Genomic DNA, 17,664 nt, shown 5'->3' with positions numbered 1-17,664 from the left:
AGACTAGGGGGGTGGCACCTGCCCGCCAATGCTACCTTGCGACCGATTGGCTACTACTTCGGGAGGACAGCTCCCCGCAGCCGGCTAATTTTTCCACTACCCTAGAGTGACAACGGCGCCTCGCATGCGCCGCAGTTTCACTCGTTTACCGACCGGGGAGTACGTTATGACCAAGCTGGTTGTCGTCTATCACAGCGGCTACGGCCACACGCAGAAACAGGCCGAAGCGGTACGGGCCGGCATGGCTTCCGTTGCCGATAGTGACGCCGAGTTGATGCCGATTGATGAAGCGGGCGAGCTGTCGGATGACAACTGGGAAACCCTGGCCGCGGCCGACGCCATCGTGTTCGGTTCACCCACCTACATGGGCAGTGTCTCCTGGCAGTTCAAGAAGTTTGCCGACGCCAGCAGCAAGATCTGGTTCGAACAGGGCTGGAAAGACAAACTGGCCGCCGGATTTACCAACTCCGCGTCGATGAACGGGGACAAGCTCTCGACACTTCACTACCTGTTCACTCTGGCCATGCAACACAGCATGGTCTGGGCCAGCGCCGGCATGATGCCCGCCAACAGCCTGGCTGCCGACCGTAACGATATTAACTATCTCGGCGCTTACTGTGGGCTGATGGCCCAGTCTCCCTCTGACGCTGATACCAGCCAGGGCCCGCTGCCCGGTGATCTGGCCACTGCCCGACAGTTCGGGGAACGGATTGCCCAGTTGGCCAAGCGCTGGCGCTGCTGACCATGGCCAAGGCCTACTGTCTGGTAACCATACTGGAGATCACCGACGCCGCCGCCTTTGACCGCTATGTGGAGGGACATCAGCCCACCCTTCGCCCATACGGCGGTCGCTTTCTGGTCAAGGGTGCCGCCGGCACAGTACTGGAAGGGCACTGGCCTGAGGGCCGCATGGTGGTGCACGAGTTTCCGCAGCTGGTGCAGTTTTACCACTGGTACAACTCAGCCGCATACCAACCCTGGAAAGCGCTGCGCCAACAAAGCGCCAAGGTCAATGTCGTGGTGGTGGAAGGCTGTTAGGCGTTCTGGGGAGCATCCCCGACCGGCGCGATCTGTTGACGCTGCTGCAGTCGCCACAAGCGAGCGTAGTGGCCATCCTGCCGCAGCAGCTGCTCATGGGTGCCGCTTTCGGCGATCCGTCCCTGATCCAGCACCAGAATCCGGTCTGCATCGACGATGGTGGACAACCGGTGAGCGATGACCAGGGTCGTGCGATTTTCCGCCAGCTCCCGCATCGCTTCCAGAATCGCGCGTTCGGCATCGGAATCCAGCGCTGAGGTGGCTTCGTCAAAGATCAGAATAGGCGGATTCTTGAGTATCACTCGGGCAATGGCGATACGCTGTTTTTCGCCACCGGAGACTTTGAGCCCCCGCTCCCCCACCTGCGTTCGATCGCCCTCGGGTAACTGCGCCACAAAGTCACTCAGGTGCGCCATATCGATGGCCCGTTTCACCGCCTCTGGTTCTGCCTCCGGATCGCCATAGGCAACATTGCTGGCCAAGGTGTCGTTGAACAGCACCGTGTCCTGGGGCACCACGCCGATCGCCTGGCGCAGGCTGAGCTGGGTTACCGAACGCAATGACTGGCCGTCGATCAGAATATCGCCGCTGGTGGCGTCGTAGAACCGGAACAGTAGGCGGGCCAGGGTTGATTTGCCGGCGCCACTGGGGCCGACGATGGCCACCTTTTCACCCGGTTCAATGGTAAAGCTGACCCCTTTGAGGATCGGCCGCTGCGGGTGGTAGTGAAAGTGCAGGTCACGGAACTCTATTCGCCCCCGGCTTACCGTGAGCGCCGCCGCGCCGGCCTCATCCTGTACCTTGGGGCTACGCCGCAGCAACGCCATCATGTTCTCGATATCGGTCAGTGCACGGCGCACCTCCCGATAGACCGTGCCCAAAAAGTTGAGCGGCATGAACAGCTGCAACACGTAGGCGTTGATCATCACCAGCGAGCCCAGGGTGATGGTGCCGGCCACCACTTCGTCCGCCGCCAGCCACAGCATCGCCACCATCCCGGCAGAGACAATCAGCATCTGACCGCCATTGAGCAGCATCAGGGTCAACCGGGTTTTTAACCGGGCGCGCTCCCACTCCGCCAGATTCTGATCGTAGTAGAGGGCTTCATGCTCTTCGTTGTTGAAGTATTTGACCGTCTCGTAGTTGAGGAGGCTGTCGACGGCACGCGTATTGGTGCGGTTGTCCAACTCGTTCATTTCACGCACGAAGCGGGTACGCCACTCCGTCGTCCAGACGGTGAAACCGATGTAAACACCGACCGAGGCCAGAATGATCACCGCGTACCAGGGACTGAAATTGAATAGCAAAATGGCCGCCACCAGACCGATCTCTATCAGCGTCGGCACGATATTGAACACCAGCATCCGCATCAGAAAACCGAAACCGTTGCCCCCCCGTTCGATATCACGGGAGATACCGCCGGTCTGGCGCGAGAGGTGAAAGTCGAGATCGAGCTGGTGCAAGTGACGGAACACCTTGAGCACCATTCGCCGCATGGCTCTCTCCGTCACCCGAGTAAACACGGTGTCGCGGGCATCGTTGAGAAAAGAGGCAGAAAAACGCAGCAGCCCGTAGAACAGCAGCATGGAAACCGGCACCAGAATCAGGCTCTGCTGGGCCGAGTCCAGCCCGTCCACAATCTGCTTGAGCGCCCAGGGCATTGTCACGGTCGCCAGTTTGGCCGCCACCAACAACACAAAGGCGACCGCCATCCGGCGGCGGAAATCCCACAGGTAGGGCCAGATCTGGCGAATCACTTGCCAGGCTTGGTGGCGATCAAGAGTACGGCTGTAGTTCTTTTCCGAGGCAGGACGTCGCTGTCCGCGCATAGAGGCTTCCTATTCACTTTCCGGCTACTACCGGAGCAAGCTGCCTAGCCTACTGCCAACAGCGCCGGCAGGGAAGCAAACCGGAACACTACAGCTGCGCTTCGATCGCCGCTATGATCTCGGCGTCTTCCGGCTCCGTGCTGCTACGCCAGTCGGCCACCACCCGGCCATCGCGACCGATCAGATACTTGTGAAAGTTCCAGCGCGGATAACGGCCGGACTCTTGCGCCAGGCGGTCAAACAGCGGATGCGCCTTGCCCTCGGCGGCGTGAACTTTCTGGAACATGGGAAACTGAACACTGTAGGTATCGCGGCAAAACGCCTGAATCTGGGCTTCGCTACCGGGCTCCTGGGAGCCAAAATCGTTGGAGGGGAACCCCAGCACTACAAAACCCCGATCGCGGTAGCGGTCATAGAGATGCTCCAGCCCACCATACTGATAGGTGTAACCGCATTTGCTGGCGGTATTGACCACCAGAATCACCTGCCCGGCATACGCCTCACACAGATGGGTCGGTTCGCCGCCCGCCAACGGACGGACCTGATGATCGAGGCTGTCCGGACACTCTGCGGCGACCCCATTCCGGGCGAGCAACGCCGCCAGCAACAGCACCATGATACGTAGCATAAGGGGCTCTCCTGTCGTGCTTCCAGCTTATACCCGAGTACTACGCTCAGGCAAGCAGATCGGATCAGCGCTACCAGAGAGAAATCGGACTAAAAAAAGAAGCTGCGGGTCACCACCACCGCGCCACCAACCATGGCCGCGGTGGCACCCCAGAGCATGCGTAGTGACGAGGTTTTGCCATCCAGCGACCCTTTGCAGCGCGGACAGGATTCAACCCAGCGCGCCTGGCCACCGAACAGGCGGGACTTGACCCGCACCACTTTGGGAATCACCAGCCTGCTGCAACTGCCGCACCGCACATGGTCCCGCGCCTTGGGGTTAGCCACGTGAACGGGCGCACGGGTTTTTGCTGCACGAACGGTTTCAGCGGACTCCGGGCGTACCTCGCGCGCCAAGCGCTCGGCTGGGGTGTCAAGACGATCCGCCGCGCGCCGTTCGATACGGATATGACGGGCGCGATACTGGTCACTGAGGAGCTGCGGAACAAAACTGACGACATCGCCCTCGACCGGCTGTTCGTCACCAATAAAATCCGTCACCCCAAAGCGAAATTCGCGCTCTTTCAGCTGGATGTAACCCACCCCCTGATCACGCAGATAGACGCGAACTTTGCCAAGGTAGCGTTTGGGTTTAGCTCTGTTTCCGCTCGCCGCGGATGGCAAGGGGGCACGACGTTCCATGTTGACAACCTCAGTGGGCAGCGGCATCCATGCTCTGCAGATTACTAACTGCTTGCTAGCTTAATCGAGCAGCTGGCGTAAAAAAATAACCCCAGGTAATTAATGTTTTTACTCAGATCAAAGGACTGATAAATAGCAGCACCGTTGCCAACCAGCCGGCCCCCCAACTCAACGAACGCAAGGTGGGACGATCAAGCAGATAAAACAACTGGTAAAGCAGACGCGCGAGCAGAAACAGCAGGCACCAGAACGTGGCCACCAGTTCATTGGCATGCCCCAGATGACTCACCACCACGGCCGCCGCAAAGGGCGCGAACGCCTCTTGCATATTCTGGTGCGCGGCCCAGGCGCGATGGGCCGCACCGCGGTACCCGGCCTGCTGCATGCGCGGCATATGATTGTCGTAGGGCTGCTGGCGCGCACCAAGAATATTCATCGGCACTTTGCTTAACAGGGTAAACAGCAGCGCCGCCAACAGGCACCAGAACGGTAATGTCACCAGCGATTCACCCCATCAGGCCTGAACGCCAAAGCGGCCATATCCACTACTGGGAAGGCGCAGGAACCGGGGAGGTAGCCGCCGGTTTGGGCACCGCATCGCTCAGTTGCTGCTTGTACTCCCCCGGCAGGTACCAATAGCCCGCCGCCAGCAGAGCCAGCAGCAACAAAATCCAAAGCAGCGGTCGACGCCGGCGGGGCGTATGCGACTCCGACTTGTGTTTTGGTACCGGAGGCATAGCACCTCGCGTCGCACCACCAATGGCGCCAGCCGCTGGTTCGTCACCATGATCCCGCCGGAACAGGTCACCCAGCCCCCCCTCGCCACCCAGGCGTGAACGGTTCTGCTTCAGTTGGGTCAGCGCGGTAACCGCCTCAAGCTTGAGGTCGAACTCCGCTTTCACCGCAGGCAGCCGTAGCGACTTCACCATATGGTTGTAGACGTCGGCCAGCTCCGTATGACTGGGACGGACCGGATTGTCAAAATGATACTGGGCCCGAAAACGACCGGCTTCGATCTTCAGCCCCATCAGCGCGTCACCGCCGGTATCGGCCGCCTGGGCGAGCTGGTTGATCGCTTTGGACATCACCCGGTGATACGCCAGGCCTAAACCGTAGAGCGCCAGCGAACGGCTGAAATCAGCCTCATTACGCCCCCCGAAGATAAACCCCTCGCGCCAGTTCATCACCCAGTAATCTTTGGCATCAAGGCGCGATACGCTGTCCAGTTTGGGATCGGGATCACCGCTGTAAAGACTGACCAGGTTGACGAACTCCTGCTTCTGCAGCCCCCGCGGCAGCCATAAAGCACGGTGCAGATAGTCGGCATGGAAAAACTGTTCTTTGACGTTGAGAATCTTGGCCAACTGCGCCTGACACTGGCTGGTGATGGTGGCGTAAGAGAAGTTTTCCAGCTCCTTGACCACCACCAGCATGTCGACATGAAACGGCTTTTTGAAGTAGCTCAACCCATACACGGTGCTGTCGGGAAAGCTCATCTTGGCAAAGCGACAGGTTCCGTTGAGGGAGTCGTAAAGGGGTGCGACCTTTTGGATTGGCAACTGCATGCCGTAGTTCTGCGGCGTGGCAGCCTTGCTGCTATCGAGTAAAAAAAACAGTGCGACTTTGGCGCCCATAATCTGTCCCTAGCCCTGGCGTGCAGGCAAATAAAGTAGAGGTTTCAACACCATTAGTGTAGTGCCCCCTCCCTGTCGCCGTTGACTCAGCATCCACTACAGCCGAAGCTAGACGAAAAATAGCACAAGAGCACCCGTTAAATTTTTGATATAGCGCAGACAACCGGAGCCTGGCAATGAAAAAAGCGCCCCTTGCTGTTCTGTTGTTGACCCTGAATCCGCTACCGGCGTTCGCCGATGGAGAATACCTGCTGCAGCGTTGTCGTCCGGCAGCTGAGGGGCTGGCGAGTAGCTCCGCCGCCCAGCGCACCGCCGGTGCATACTGTTTCGGCCTGCTGCAGGGAATACGCGAACTCAACGCCATCTACGAACGCAAGCTGGGGCAGCAAGCGTTTTTCTGTCTCGGTGAAACGACCCTGAGCCACAGCGCCAACGCACGGTTGGTGGTCGATTATCTGGAAGCACGACCGGAAGCCCGGCTGCAAAACGAAACTCTGGTGGCGGTCAGGGCGCTGCGCGAGCGCTATCCCTGCCGCTGAAGCACCAGTAGTGCGCGCGCCTCGCGGCTGCCTTCGTTGATGATGCTGTGCGGCACATCGGCCGGATAGCGCAGGGTTCCCCGATTATCGATAGTTTGCTGCAGCTGGTTATTCAACCGTACCGCCAGCTCCCCTTCGAGCAGCGACAGATGCTCCACGGTGCCCAGCGCGTGGGGCTGGGAGTGCAGCGCCGCACCCGGCTGGAAGCGCAGTTCGTACCACTCGAATTCGGTTGCCGTCGACAAGGGGTTCAGCGCCCGCAGTTCGCAGCCACCGTCGTCACTGACCATAATTGGCGTCTGCAATCCGCTAAGGGACTCGATAAACGCCGGTGGCCGGTTCTGACAACGCCGGGTGAGTTCGTCGATGGTCACCCCCAACGCCTGGGTAATGTTCCACAACGAGGTAAAGGTCGGATTGGCGTTACCGCGTTCGATCTCGGACAGCATGGAGCGCGATACCCCGCAGCGCTCTGCCAGCTGCGACAGATTGAGGCCCTGGCGCTTGCGCTCCTGCTTGAGCGCAGCGCCGAGATTGGGGGTGGCACGTTCCATGGATCAGGTGACTCCGGCTTCTGACTGGCGCCAGTGTAACCGAGCCGTCGCCCGGCTGCATCTGCCACTGGCACCCGGCCACGCCCTCCGGTAGGCTGGCGCTTTGCTGTCCGCCGGAGTGCCGCACGTGATCACCGATCCGCTTTTTTTCGCCGTCGCGATTCCCGCCGTGTTGATCGTTGGTATCTCCAAAGGGGGGCTGGGTGGCGGTCTGGGAATGCTGGCCGTGCCCTTGATGTCGATGGCGATATCACCCTTTCAGGCTGCCGCCATCATGCTGCCGATTCTGATCGTTATGGATCTGGTCAGTCTGTGGGGTTTTCGCGGCCGTTACGATCGTACCAACCTCAAGATCATTCTGCCCTCGGCGGTGGTGGGAATTACCATCGCCGCGCTCACCTTCCGCTACATGACCGAAGCCGATATCAAGCTGCTGATCGGTACCATCGCCATCCTGTTTACCGCCAACTACTTCTACAAGCAGCTTCGCCACGGCCCACAGCCGGCGCGGGCGGCCGACCCCCTGCGCGGCAGTTTCTGGGGCACCCTGGCCGGCTTTACCAGCTTCAGTGTTCACGCTGGCGGGCCGCCGTTGAATATCTATCTGCTGCCGCAGAAGCTGGAAAAATCGTTGTTTGCCGGCACCACGGTGATTTTTTACGCGGTGGTCAACATGGTCAAAGTGTTGCCGTACTTTCTGCTCGGCCAGTTTGACAGCACCAACCTTTCGACCTCAGCGACTTTGGTGATACTGGCGCCGATTGGCGTCAGTATCGGTATCTGGTTGCACCACCGGGTCAACGAGCAACGGTTCTACCTGATCTGTTATCTGTTACTGCTGATCACCGGCACCAAGCTGGTGTGGGAAGCACTGCACGAATTTGGCTTGCTGGCCTCTTGAAATCGTTCTGAGCAACCCTATCTAGGGAAATAGCGGTCGCCGACAGGGACCGCTAAACCGCCCGTTCCAATGGAAGGGCACGAACCAGACATATTGCTCAACTGGAGGATATGACCATGCATATCGACTTTGCACCCTTGTACCGTTCATCCATCGGTTTCGACCGTCTCGCCAACCTGATCGAGAACGCCTCGGCTAACTCTCAGGGTGGTTACCCCCCGTATAACATCGAACTGATGGACGACAACAAATACCGTATCACCATGGCCGTGGCCGGCTTCACCAAAGCAGACCTGGAGATCCAGAGCCAGGCCAACACCCTGGTGGTAAAAGGCGCCAAGCCCGGCGATCAGGGCGAGGACAGCGATCGTCGCTTCCTCTACCAGGGCATCGCCGAACGCGGTTTTGAACGCCGCTTTCAGCTGGCCGATTACGTCAAGGTAATTGATGCCAGTCTGGAGAACGGCTTGCTGCATATCGATCTGGAGCGCGAAATTCCCGAAGCGATGAAGCCGCGCCGGATCGAAATTGGCGACAGCCCGCTGCTCGAAGGCGGTAAAAGCTAACCCGCGTCCGGCGTAGCAAACCCGGTCGCCGCAGTTCGCTGCGGCGACCCTGCCCCCCTCCTCTGCCCGCTCAGGGTTTGCCGGCCGGATCAATCACCAACGCCCACAGGACCGGCAACTCGCGAGGAGACCACCATGAACGCACTGCGCGCCCTGTTGTTCAGCCTGCCGCTGCTCGCCACCGCGCTGACCGCCCAGGCTGCATTGCCAGCGGTCGATTCCCAAAACCAACCGCTACCCACGCTGGCACCGCTGCTGAAGCAGATCACTCCGGCGGTGGTTAATATTTCGACCTTCACCCACCGCCGTGCTGGTAACCCGCTGCTCGACGATCCGTTTTTCCGGCGTTTCTTCAATCTGCCGCCGCAGCAACTGCCGCAGCAACGCCGCCCCCAGAGTGCCGGGTCAGGTGTCATCATCGACGCCAATGCCGGTCTGGTGATCACCAACCACCACGTCATCGGTGGCGCCGACGAGATCCGCATCGGGCTGACTGACGGCCGCGAGCTCAACGCCGACCTGATCGGCTCCGATCCGGACGTCGATCTGGCGCTGCTAAAGGTCAAGGCGGACAACCTGACCGCGTTGCAGCTGAGCGATTCCGACCAGTTGCAGGTGGGCGATTTCGTCATTGCCATCGGCAACCCCTTCGGTCTCGGCCAGACGGTTACCACCGGTGTCGTCAGCGCACTGGGGCGCACCGGCCTTGGCATCGAGGGCTATGAAAGTTTTATCCAGACTGATGCGTCGATTAATCCCGGCAACTCCGGCGGCGCGCTGGTCAATCTGCGCGGCGAGCTGGTCGGCATCAATACCGCCATTATCGCCCCCGGCGGCGGCAACGTGGGTATCGGCTTTGCCATCCCCAGCAACATGGCCAGCGCCATCAGTGACCAGCTGCGCGAGCACGGTGAGGTACGTCGGGGCCTGCTCGGCGTTCACCTGCAGGATTTGTCAGCGCAACTGGCGGAGGCCTTTGGCCTCGCTGCAACTCAGGGCGGCGTATTGGTCAGTCAGGTGGTTCCCGACTCCGCAGCAGACCGGGCCGGCCTCAAACCCGGCGACGTCATTCTGGCACTCAATGGCAAAGCACAGCGCCAGGCCGCAGAGCTGCGCTCGCAGCTGGCGGTGCTGAGTGTCGGCACCGCCATCGAACTCACCCTGTTGCGTGACGGTGAGCGCCTCACCCTGACCGCCGAGCTGGGTTCTCCGGCCCAGTTCAGTGTCGATGGCGGCCGCTTCGCACCACAGCTTGAGGGGGCAACCCTGCGCAATAGCGAAGAGGGCGACGCCGTGCAGGTGTACGCAATCGAATCGCGCAGTTCGGCCGCTTACGCCGGTCTGCTTCAGGATGACCGTATTCTGGCAGCCAACCGAATCCGGGTGCGCAATCTGGACGAGCTGGCGCGCGCGGCCTCGCTCAGTCGATCTACACTGCTACTGATGATTGAACGTCAGGGCACTACTCTGTACTTGGCCTTGTCCAATCGGTAGCTGACGGAGAACCCGCAATGGATCAGGCCACCCTCAGGCATTACCGCTCCCGTAACCGGCTGCAGTCGCAGTTGCTGGCGGTGGCGATGGCGCTGCTACTCGGCTACATCGGCTGGCTGCTCGGCGGCTGGCCGGTTGCCCTGGGCGGTCTGACGGCGGTGGTGCTGAGCTACCACTTCAGCCAATCCCTGAGCCAGCAGATCGTGCTGCGCATGCACCGTGCGCAGCCGATCACTGACCTCCAGGCACCGCAACTCTATGGCGCGTTACGCACCCTCAGCCAGCGTGCCGGCCTGCCGACGCCGCAGCTGTATCTGTTCCCCCATCCATCCCCCAATGCGTTTACCACCGGCAGTGCCGATCGCCCGGTTATTGCGGTCTCGGAAGGGTTGCTGAACCGGTTGCAGTGGGAAGCGGTGATAGGCGTGCTGGGGCATGAACTGGCGCACATCAGAAATGGCGATCTGCAGCTGATGGGGTTTGCCGACCTCACCAGCCGCATCACCGCACTGTTTTCGTTTGCCGGCTTGCTGATTCTGATGGTCAGCCTGCCGATGATCGTGCTCACCGACATGACCATGCCCTGGCTGCTGGTGCTGCTGCTGATCCTCGCGCCGCAGCTGAGTATTGTGCTGCAGATGGCGTTGTCGCGTACGCGAGAGTTTGAAGCGGACCGTGGCAGTGCCGAACTGATCGGTTCACCTCAGCCGCTGATCAAGGCACTACGCCGACTGGACCCGCCCCATATCAGCTTGTTCGAGCGGCTGGTTTTCCGTCGCCATGCCCCTGCTGAACCCTCCCAGGTACGTAGCCATCCGCCGACTGAAGAGCGCATCCGCCGACTGCAGGCGCTGCAACCCAGTCGGCGCTGGTCACCGTTGCAAGTGATCGGCAACCTGCGCAGCACGCCGCAGTTGCTCCACCTCACCCCTTACGCGCCGCCGCGCTGGCCCTGGTTTTAACTGTTACCGCGAGACCGGCCCTAGCCCTTACCTCGAACGAAAGCACTCAACGCCTGCAGCGCCTCGGGGCTGGATAGCCGGCGCATGAACTCCTCTACCTCGCTGTCGATGACCTCTGCCAATGGTCGGCCACTATTGGCCTTCAACATCGCTTTGGCTTGCTGTAACGCCTGTGGCGGCTTGGTCGCCAGCCGTTCGGCCATCGCCCAACTGGTCGCCAGCAACTGATCATCAGCGCAGACGCCATTGAGGATACCGTAGCTCTCTGCCTCGTCAGGGCCAAAACTCTCGCAGGCCAGCAGCAGTTCCGCCGCGCGTCGGTGACCGAGCATCTGCGGCAACAGTGAACTGCTACCGCCCTCCGGTACCAGCCCCAGGTCGACAAAAGGCAGCTTGAAACGGGCCGATTGGGCCGCATAGGCGAAATCACAGTGCAGCAGTAAGGTAGTGCCGATCCCGACAGCCACGCCGTTAACCGCAGCCACCAGTGGTTTGCGTTGGCGATGCAACTGATGCAACAAACGCAGCGCCGGATTGTCATGCACCGCCTGCTGGCCGGCGGCGATAAAGTCACTGATATCATTACCGGCACTGAAGCTGTCACCGCTGCCGGTAATATGGATTGCCCGTATGCTTTCATCGGCATCGGCCTGTTGCAGCAGCTCCAGCAGACGCTGGTACATGGCGACTGTCAGCGCATTTTTCTTGTCCGCGCGATTGAGAACGATCGCGGCGATGGCGCCCCGGGTTTGATACTGAACCAGATCGGTCATGGGTGCTCCTTTATCCTTGTACCAGCCGGGTGGCCAGCTCCTCGGGCAACGCCAGCTGCGCTGCCATCCCCTGCACCACCTCACCCTCTTCGGCGAGGGCGTGGCAGCTGTTGATCAGAAACCCGGTCACCGCCGGATCGTCGCCGTTGTAGCCGTTTTCCGACTGCCACAGGCTCTGGTAAGCGGTGGTGGCGATGGGCGCCAACAGTTCCAGCAGATGGGTACAGCCCTTGACCCCGCCCAGCAGCTCTTTGGCCTGGCGGCTAAAGCCCGGCAACAGGCGCAACCCCTTGAGCGCCTGAAATGCCCCGGTGATGGCCGCACAGCTCTTGAACGGGGTGGCATCCATCGCCACCCGCACCGCGTGAATGCGCAATTCGGCGTCCAGAGTCAGCGCCAGGGTGATGTCGTGCAGCGGTTCGCCCAGCGGAATCTCGCCACCGCGATCGGGGTTGCGCATGGCAAAGCTCTTGAGGTCGCTCATACGCCCTTCGATCTCCCACAGGCCGTTATCCAGAGCGAAACCCTGGCACACCACGTGGCGGGTGTGCAGTAAGCGACGGTTACCGCTCATGCCGGCGCCTCATTCTGGTGGTCGGTGCGCAGCGCCCGGCGCAGCACTTTACCGACGTTGCTCTTGGGCAGGTCGTCGCAGAAGTGCACGAAACGCGGTACCTTGTAGGCGGTGAGGCGTTCGCGGCAGTAGGTACGCACAGCCGCTTCGTCCAGCGCCTCATCATGGGCGACCACGTAAACCACCACCGCTTCGCCGCACTTTTCATCCGGTACGCCGATGGCGGCGCACTCACGGATACCGGGCATGGTGCAGATCACATCCTCGATTTCGTTGGGGTAGACGTTGAAACCGGAGACGATAATCATGTCCTTCTTACGATCAACGATCTTCAGCCGGCCATCAGGACTCTGCTCCGCCATATCACCGGTCCGAAACCAGCCATCGGCATCGAGGACCTTGGCGGTTTCGTCCTCGCGCTGCCAGTAGCCCTTCATCACTTGCGGACCACGCAGACACAGCTCACCCGCCTGGCCACTCGGCAGCGAGTTACCGTCGACATCGATCACCTTGGCCTCGGTGTAAGGCAACGGGTAGCCAATGCTGCCGATCACAATGTCATCCGGTTTGTTGAAGGTGGCACCCGGCGAGGTTTCGGTCAGGCCGTAACCTTCGATCACCTGGTTGCCGGTGACCTGCTCCCACAGCGCAGCCCCCGCCTGAGTCAACGCCATACCGCCAGAGGCGGTAAAACGCAGCGGGGTGAAATCAAGCTGCTTGAACTCGGCATCGTTGGCAAGCGCCACGAACAGGGTGTTGAGGCCGGCAAAGCCGGTAAATCGCCATTTCTTCAGCTCTTTGACAAAGCCGCGCAGATCACGCGGATTGGGGATCAACACGCTGTGATTACCGGTGTTGGTGAGCAGCATGCAGTGCAGGGTGAAGGCATAGATATGGTAGAGCGGCAGCGGGCCGATAAAGATCTCCTGCTGCGCGCGCAGGAAGTCGCCAAAATGCGCACGCAACTGCAGCATGTTAGCCACCAGATTGGCGTGGGTCAGCATTGCCCCCTTGGCCACCCCGGTGGTGCCGCCGGTGTATTGCAATACCGCCAGATCCTGATTCTGCGGTTGGTGCTCGGTCAGCGGCAGCCCTTTACCCTGCTTCATCACCCGGGTAAAGGGGATCGCCGTGGGCAGGTGGTAAGGCGGCACCAGCTTCTTGACCCGCTTGACCACGCTATTGATCAAGACACGTTTGAATGGTCGGTGCATGTCGGCGATTTCGGTCACGATCACCGTCGAAAGCCCGGTCTCGGGCAGAATCTCCGCCAACCGGTCGCAGCAGTTGGCAAGAATCACGATCGCCTTGGCGTTGGAGTCGTTGAACTGATGCAGCATCTCCCGCGCGGTGTAGAGCGGGTTGGTGTTGACCACGATGAGTCCGGCACGCAGGGCGCCAAACACCACCACCGGATACTGGGTTACGTTGGGGAGTTGTACCGCAATCCGATCGCCCGCTTTCAGTCCTCGGCTCTGCAGGTAAGCTGCAAAGTCCCGGGACTGACGTTCCAGATTTTTGTAGCTGAGGGTCAAGCCCAGCGCACTGAACGCGGGCCGATCACCGTAACGCCGAATCGCGTCATGGAACACGGCGTTGATGGTATCAAACCCATCGGGGTTGATGGCGGGTAAAAAACAGCAGTCACCGGCGTCGCGAGCCGGTTCTTCAAGCACGGCATTCATGGTTTTCCCTGCTATTTATGCTTGTTATGGGTCGCCAGGAAGGCGTACAGACGAACAAACGCCGGAGGCCGCTAGCAGCCTCCGGCGTTGACGTTACGCCAGGGGAAAGAGCTCAGCCAAGCGGGTGGCCAGCATCACATTGCCACCGGCTTTAACTCGGCCGGCCATGAAGGCTTGCATACCGTCCGTCTCGCCGGAGAGAATTTCACTGAGGGTTTCCTGATCCAGCGACAATGTAACACTGGCGTCATCGTGCTCACCTTCGCTCAGTGCGCACTGGCCATCAGCGACCTCCAGATAGTAATCACCACCCTCTTCGATGTGATATTGAAACACGGCTTCCAGATCACCGGCAGCAGAAGCGTTGAAGCGGGAAACCATGGTATCCAGCAGTTGCTTGGTATCAGACATATTCTTTCTCCAGAGGTGGTGAGCCGCTGCAAAACTCCGCGGTTGGGTCATGCTCCGCAACGGCCGGGTAGTATTTACAAAGTTCAAAACGCGAACGCCTCGTCATCCAGTTGCATCAGCGACTCGGCACCGGCGGTCATGGTTACTGCCAGCGTCTGAGTGCGCGGCAATAGGCGCTTGAAGTAAAAATCAGCGGTGGCCAGTTTGGCCTGATAGAAGGCCGTTTCGTCACTACCAGCGGCCAGCGCCTGCTGCGCCAGTTTGGCCGATCGGGCCCAGAAGTAACCCAGCACCACGTAACCAGAGTACATCAGATAGTCCACTGACGCGGCTCCCACTTCGTCGCGGTTTTGCATCGCCTTCATACCGATCTGCATGGTCAGTTCGCCCCACTCCTTGTTGAGTTTGGCTAACGGCGCAACAAAAGGCGCCATGGCGGAGTCGCCCTCCTGCTCCTTGCAGAACTTGTGCACGATTTTGGTAAACGCCTTCAGTGTTTCGCCTTGGCTCATCAATACTTTACGACCGAGCAGGTCGAGCGCCTGAATGCCGGTGGTGCCCTCATACAACATGGAGATACGCGAATCACGCACGTTCTGCTCCATCCCCCACTCGGCGATATAACCGTGACCACCGAAGCACTGCAGCCCCAGGTTGGCGGATTCAAAGCCCACCTCGGTCAGGAACGCCTTGGCGATCGGCGTCAGCAGCGCCAGTAACGTCTCAGCCTGCGCCTTCTCCTCTTCACTGGCATGCTTGGTCTTGTCCACCAGTTGTGCGGCGTAGTAGATCAGCGCCCGGCCGCCTTCGGCAAAGGCCTTCTGGGTCAGCAGCATGCGACGCACGTCCGGATGAACAATGATCGGATCGGCCGGCTTTTCCGGGGCCGCCGGGCCGTTTAGCGCTCGCATCTGCAGACGTTCCCGGGCATAGGCGAGGGATCCCTGAAAACCGACTTCAGCGTGTGCCAGCCCTTGCAGCGCCGTCCCCAGGCGCGCGGTGTTCATAAAGGTGAACATGCAGTTCAGGCCCTTATTGGGCGGCCCGATCAGGAACCCTCTGGCAGCGTCAAAGTTCATCACGCAGGTGGCGTTGCCGTGGATACCCATCTTGTGCTCCAGCGAACCACAAGCGACCGCGTTACGCTCACCGAGGGAACCATCGGCGTTGAGGTTAAACTTGGGCACGATGAACAGCGAAATTCCCTTGGTGCCGGCCGGCGCATCGGGCAGACGAGCCAACACGATATGGACGATATTTTCGGCCATGTCATGCTCTCCGGCGGAGATAAAGATCTTGGTACCGCTGATCCGGTAGCTGCCATCTTCGGCCGGCTCCGCCTTGGTGCGCAGCAAGCCCAGATCGGTGCCGCAGTGGGGTTCGGTCAGACACATGGTGCCGGTCCAACTGCCGTCGATCAGTTTGGTCAGGTAAGTCTGCTTCTGCTCATCGGTACCGTGTTGCTCGATGGTATTCATGGCACCGTGGCTGAGGCCCGGATACATGCTCCAGGACCAGTTGGCGCTGCCCACCATTTCGTTAATCACGATACCCAGCGATTCCGGCAGCCCCTGGCCACCCAGCTCAGGGTCGTGCGCCAGGGATGGCCACCCGCCCTCGACAAACTTGGCATACGCCTCTTTGAATCCAGTGGGGGTGATCACCTCACCCTCTTCCCAGCGACAACCCTCGGTGTCACCCACCCGATTAAGGGGTGCCAGCTCGTTCTCGGCGAACTTGGCACCCTCTTCGAGAATGGCGTCGATCAGCTCAGAGGTGGCGTCTTCGGCTCCCGGCAAAGCCGCATAGTGCTGCGGCATATCCAGCAGTTCGTTGAGGGTGAAGCGAATATCTCGCAGCGGCGCTTTATAGTCAGGCATCTCAGGATTCCCCTGTTGTTATCAGTATCGCCCCACCAGCGGTGTCAGCGGGCTCGTCACAGTGTTGAAAGGATCGCCCAGCGACACCATATCAACAATAGCAAAACACGCCCAATGAGGTGACAAAAACGACCGGAAACAACCGAAACAAGAAACAAAAACAGCACCTAAAGCCAACAAACTCGTGACTTTTACCACAGCGAGCCCCTACAGCCATAGCAGACAACAACACTGACAGCGACAACCAAACAGAACACTCCCTAGAGCAAAAAAGGCGCCCCGGTTTCCCGGGGCGCCTCTCCAAGGAGACGAGCCGCGTGAGCGACTCTGAACTCAGCTTAGACCCGTTCGATCACGGTTGCCACCCCCTGGCCCATGCCGATACACATGGTCGCCAGACCGAGGCTGCCCTGGCGCTGTTCCATTACGTTGAGCAGGGTGGTGATGATACGGCTGCCGGAACAACCCAGCGGGTGACCCAGTGCGATGGCGCCACCGTGCAGGTTGACCTTCTCCTCCATCACATCCAGCAGTTTGAGATCCTTCAGCACCGGTAACGCCTGCGCCGCGAAGGCTTCGTTGAGCTCAACAAAGTCGAGATCCGCAGCGGTCAATCCGGCGCGCTTAAGCGCCTTCTTGGACGCCGGTACCGGACCGTAACCCATGATTGACGGGTCGCAGCCGGCGACCGCCATGGCGCGAATCTTCGCCCGCGGCGTCAGCCCCAGCTCCTGCGCGCGCGCAGCAGACATCACCAGCAGCGCCGACGCGCCATCGGACAACGCCGAGGAGGTACCGGCGGTGACGGTACCGTTCTTGGGATCAAATACCGGCTTAAGGGTCGACAGGGTCTCGACGGTGGTTTCCGGGCGGATCACTTCATCCACCTCGATCAGCTTGTTAAAGCCATTATCGTCGTGCCCTTGAATCGGCACGATTTCGTTAGCAAAACCACCTGCCAGCGTGGCTTGATGCGCCCGCTGGTGCGAGCGCGCGCCAAAGGCATCCTGCTGCTCACGGGTAATACCGTGCAGCTTGCCGAGCATCTCGGCAGTCAGGCCCATCATCATCGACGCTTTGGCCGCATGCTTGCTCAGCGAAGGAGTGATATCCACGCCGTGGGTCATGGCCACGTGCCCCATATGCTCGACGCCACCGACCATGAAGGTATCGCCGTTACCGGTCATGATCGCCTGCGCAGCAGTGTGCAGCGCCGACATGGAGGAGCCGCACAGACGGTTCACCGTCTGCGCCGAGGTGGTATAGGGCAGCCGACTCAGCAGCGACGCCGAACGCGCCACGTTGAAGCCCTGCTCCAGGGTCTGGTTAACGCAGCCCCAGATCACATCTTCGATCGCGGCGGGATCCACGCCGGGGTTGCGCTCCAGCAGCGCGTCGATCAGCGCGGCGGACAGTTCGTCTGCGCGTACGTTACGGAAACAGCCGTTCTTGGAGCGGCCCATCGGGGTCCGCACGGCATCAATGATGACAGCATCGTTGGGATTCAGGCTCATCT

19 protein-coding genes are annotated in these 17,664 nt (G+C 60.3%); 7 read left to right on the top strand and 12 right to left on the bottom strand.

Translation table 11 applies throughout. The features are described 5' to 3' along the window. Positions 1-166 precede the first annotated feature (166 nt). On the top strand, positions 167-742 hold the full coding sequence (locus JJQ76_RS13830) for a flavodoxin family protein (RefSeq protein ID WP_210397460.1): 576 nt from the start codon (positions 167-169) through the stop codon (positions 740-742). A 2-nt stretch (positions 743-744) separates the two neighbouring features. After that, positions 745-1,038: a DUF1330 domain-containing protein gene (locus tag JJQ76_RS13825; RefSeq protein ID WP_210397459.1), complete on the top strand. Its 294-nt coding sequence runs from the start codon at positions 745-747 to the stop codon at positions 1,036-1,038. Here JJQ76_RS13825 and JJQ76_RS13820 read toward each other — a convergent pair. From JJQ76_RS13820 to JJQ76_RS13800, 5 genes are all read right to left on the bottom strand, one after another. Beyond that, on the bottom strand, positions 1,035-2,867 hold the full coding sequence (locus JJQ76_RS13820; protein WP_210397458.1) for an ABCB family ABC transporter ATP-binding protein/permease: 1,833 nt from the start codon (positions 2,865-2,867) through the stop codon (positions 1,035-1,037). The genes JJQ76_RS13825 and JJQ76_RS13820 overlap by 4 nt on opposite strands. 88 nt (positions 2,868-2,955) lie before the next feature. Then, the gene (locus JJQ76_RS13815) at positions 2,956-3,495 is read right to left on the bottom strand and encodes a glutathione peroxidase (protein ID WP_246480814.1); all 540 of its coding nucleotides are present in this window, start codon (positions 3,493-3,495) and stop codon (positions 2,956-2,958) included. A gap of 89 nt (positions 3,496-3,584) precedes the next feature. Continuing rightward, the gene (locus JJQ76_RS13810; protein ID WP_210397457.1) at positions 3,585-4,175 is read right to left on the bottom strand and encodes a hypothetical protein; all 591 of its coding nucleotides are present in this window, start codon (positions 4,173-4,175) and stop codon (positions 3,585-3,587) included. 112 nt (positions 4,176-4,287) lie between these two features. After that, positions 4,288-4,674, bottom strand: a complete 387-nt coding sequence (locus tag JJQ76_RS13805; protein WP_210397456.1) for an MAPEG family protein — start codon at positions 4,672-4,674, stop codon at positions 4,288-4,290. A 46-nt stretch (positions 4,675-4,720) separates the two neighbouring features. Continuing rightward, on the bottom strand, positions 4,721-5,809 hold the full coding sequence (locus JJQ76_RS13800) for a hypothetical protein (protein WP_210397455.1): 1,089 nt from the start codon (positions 5,807-5,809) through the stop codon (positions 4,721-4,723). A gap of 176 nt (positions 5,810-5,985) precedes the next feature. On the opposite strand from JJQ76_RS13800, the gene JJQ76_RS13795 reads away from it, so the two are divergent. After that, positions 5,986-6,348 (top strand): Rap1a/Tai family immunity protein, encoded by a 363-nt coding sequence (locus tag JJQ76_RS13795; protein WP_210397454.1) that lies wholly within the window; start codon positions 5,986-5,988, stop codon positions 6,346-6,348. Here JJQ76_RS13795 and JJQ76_RS13790 read toward each other — a convergent pair. Next, positions 6,333-6,902: a helix-turn-helix domain-containing protein gene (locus JJQ76_RS13790; RefSeq protein WP_210397453.1), complete on the bottom strand. Its 570-nt coding sequence runs from the start codon at positions 6,900-6,902 to the stop codon at positions 6,333-6,335. The genes JJQ76_RS13795 and JJQ76_RS13790 overlap by 16 nt on opposite strands. Before the next feature lie 127 nt (positions 6,903-7,029). Between JJQ76_RS13790 and JJQ76_RS13785 the strand changes: the two genes are divergently transcribed. The 4 genes from JJQ76_RS13785 to JJQ76_RS13770 all read left to right on the top strand — a co-directional run bounded on the left by JJQ76_RS13785 (position 7,030) and on the right by JJQ76_RS13770 (position 10,825). Beyond that, positions 7,030-7,803, top strand: a complete 774-nt coding sequence (locus JJQ76_RS13785) for a sulfite exporter TauE/SafE family protein (RefSeq protein WP_210397452.1) — start codon at positions 7,030-7,032, stop codon at positions 7,801-7,803. Between the two features lie 116 nt (positions 7,804-7,919). Next, positions 7,920-8,369: an Hsp20 family protein gene (locus tag JJQ76_RS13780; RefSeq protein WP_210397451.1), complete on the top strand. Its 450-nt coding sequence runs from the start codon at positions 7,920-7,922 to the stop codon at positions 8,367-8,369. A gap of 135 nt (positions 8,370-8,504) precedes the next feature. Continuing rightward, positions 8,505-9,863 carry a DegQ family serine endoprotease gene (locus JJQ76_RS13775; RefSeq protein WP_210397450.1) on the top strand — a complete coding sequence of 453 codons (1,359 nt, stop codon included), beginning with the start codon at positions 8,505-8,507 and terminating at the stop codon, positions 9,861-9,863. A 17-nt stretch (positions 9,864-9,880) separates the two neighbouring features. Then, positions 9,881-10,825, top strand: a complete 945-nt coding sequence (locus JJQ76_RS13770; protein WP_210397449.1) for a zinc metalloprotease HtpX — start codon at positions 9,881-9,883, stop codon at positions 10,823-10,825. A gap of 20 nt (positions 10,826-10,845) precedes the next feature. On the opposite strand, the gene JJQ76_RS13765 is transcribed toward JJQ76_RS13770, so the two are convergent. The 6 genes from JJQ76_RS13765 to fadA all read right to left on the bottom strand — a co-directional run bounded on the left by JJQ76_RS13765 (position 10,846) and on the right by fadA (position 17,662). Further along, positions 10,846-11,598: an enoyl-CoA hydratase/isomerase family protein gene (locus JJQ76_RS13765; RefSeq protein WP_210397448.1), complete on the bottom strand. Its 753-nt coding sequence runs from the start codon at positions 11,596-11,598 to the stop codon at positions 10,846-10,848. Between the two features lie 10 nt (positions 11,599-11,608). Then, positions 11,609-12,172, bottom strand: a complete 564-nt coding sequence (locus JJQ76_RS13760; protein WP_210397447.1) for a DUF2889 domain-containing protein — start codon at positions 12,170-12,172, stop codon at positions 11,609-11,611. Then, positions 12,169-13,857: an AMP-binding protein gene (locus tag JJQ76_RS13755; RefSeq protein ID WP_210397446.1), complete on the bottom strand. Its 1,689-nt coding sequence runs from the start codon at positions 13,855-13,857 to the stop codon at positions 12,169-12,171. Before JJQ76_RS13755 ends, JJQ76_RS13760 begins: the two co-directional genes overlap by 4 nt. A gap of 93 nt (positions 13,858-13,950) precedes the next feature. Beyond that, positions 13,951-14,268, bottom strand: a complete 318-nt coding sequence (locus tag JJQ76_RS13750) for an SCP2 sterol-binding domain-containing protein (protein ID WP_210397445.1) — start codon at positions 14,266-14,268, stop codon at positions 13,951-13,953. 83 nt (positions 14,269-14,351) lie between these two features. Further along, positions 14,352-16,148: an acyl-CoA dehydrogenase C-terminal domain-containing protein gene (locus JJQ76_RS13745; RefSeq protein WP_210397444.1), complete on the bottom strand. Its 1,797-nt coding sequence runs from the start codon at positions 16,146-16,148 to the stop codon at positions 14,352-14,354. Between the two features lie 338 nt (positions 16,149-16,486). Next, positions 16,487-17,662, bottom strand: a complete 1,176-nt coding sequence (gene fadA / locus JJQ76_RS13740; RefSeq protein WP_210397443.1) for an acetyl-CoA C-acyltransferase FadA — start codon at positions 17,660-17,662, stop codon at positions 16,487-16,489. Between the last annotated feature and the right edge of the window lie 2 nt (positions 17,663-17,664).

Source organism: Motiliproteus sediminis (assembly GCF_017912535.1).
Classification (GTDB): domain Bacteria; phylum Pseudomonadota; class Gammaproteobacteria; order Pseudomonadales; family Balneatricaceae; genus Motiliproteus; species Motiliproteus sediminis.
Note: the sequence above shows the minus strand (reverse complement) of the source record. Positions and strands in the feature narration are given on the sequence as shown.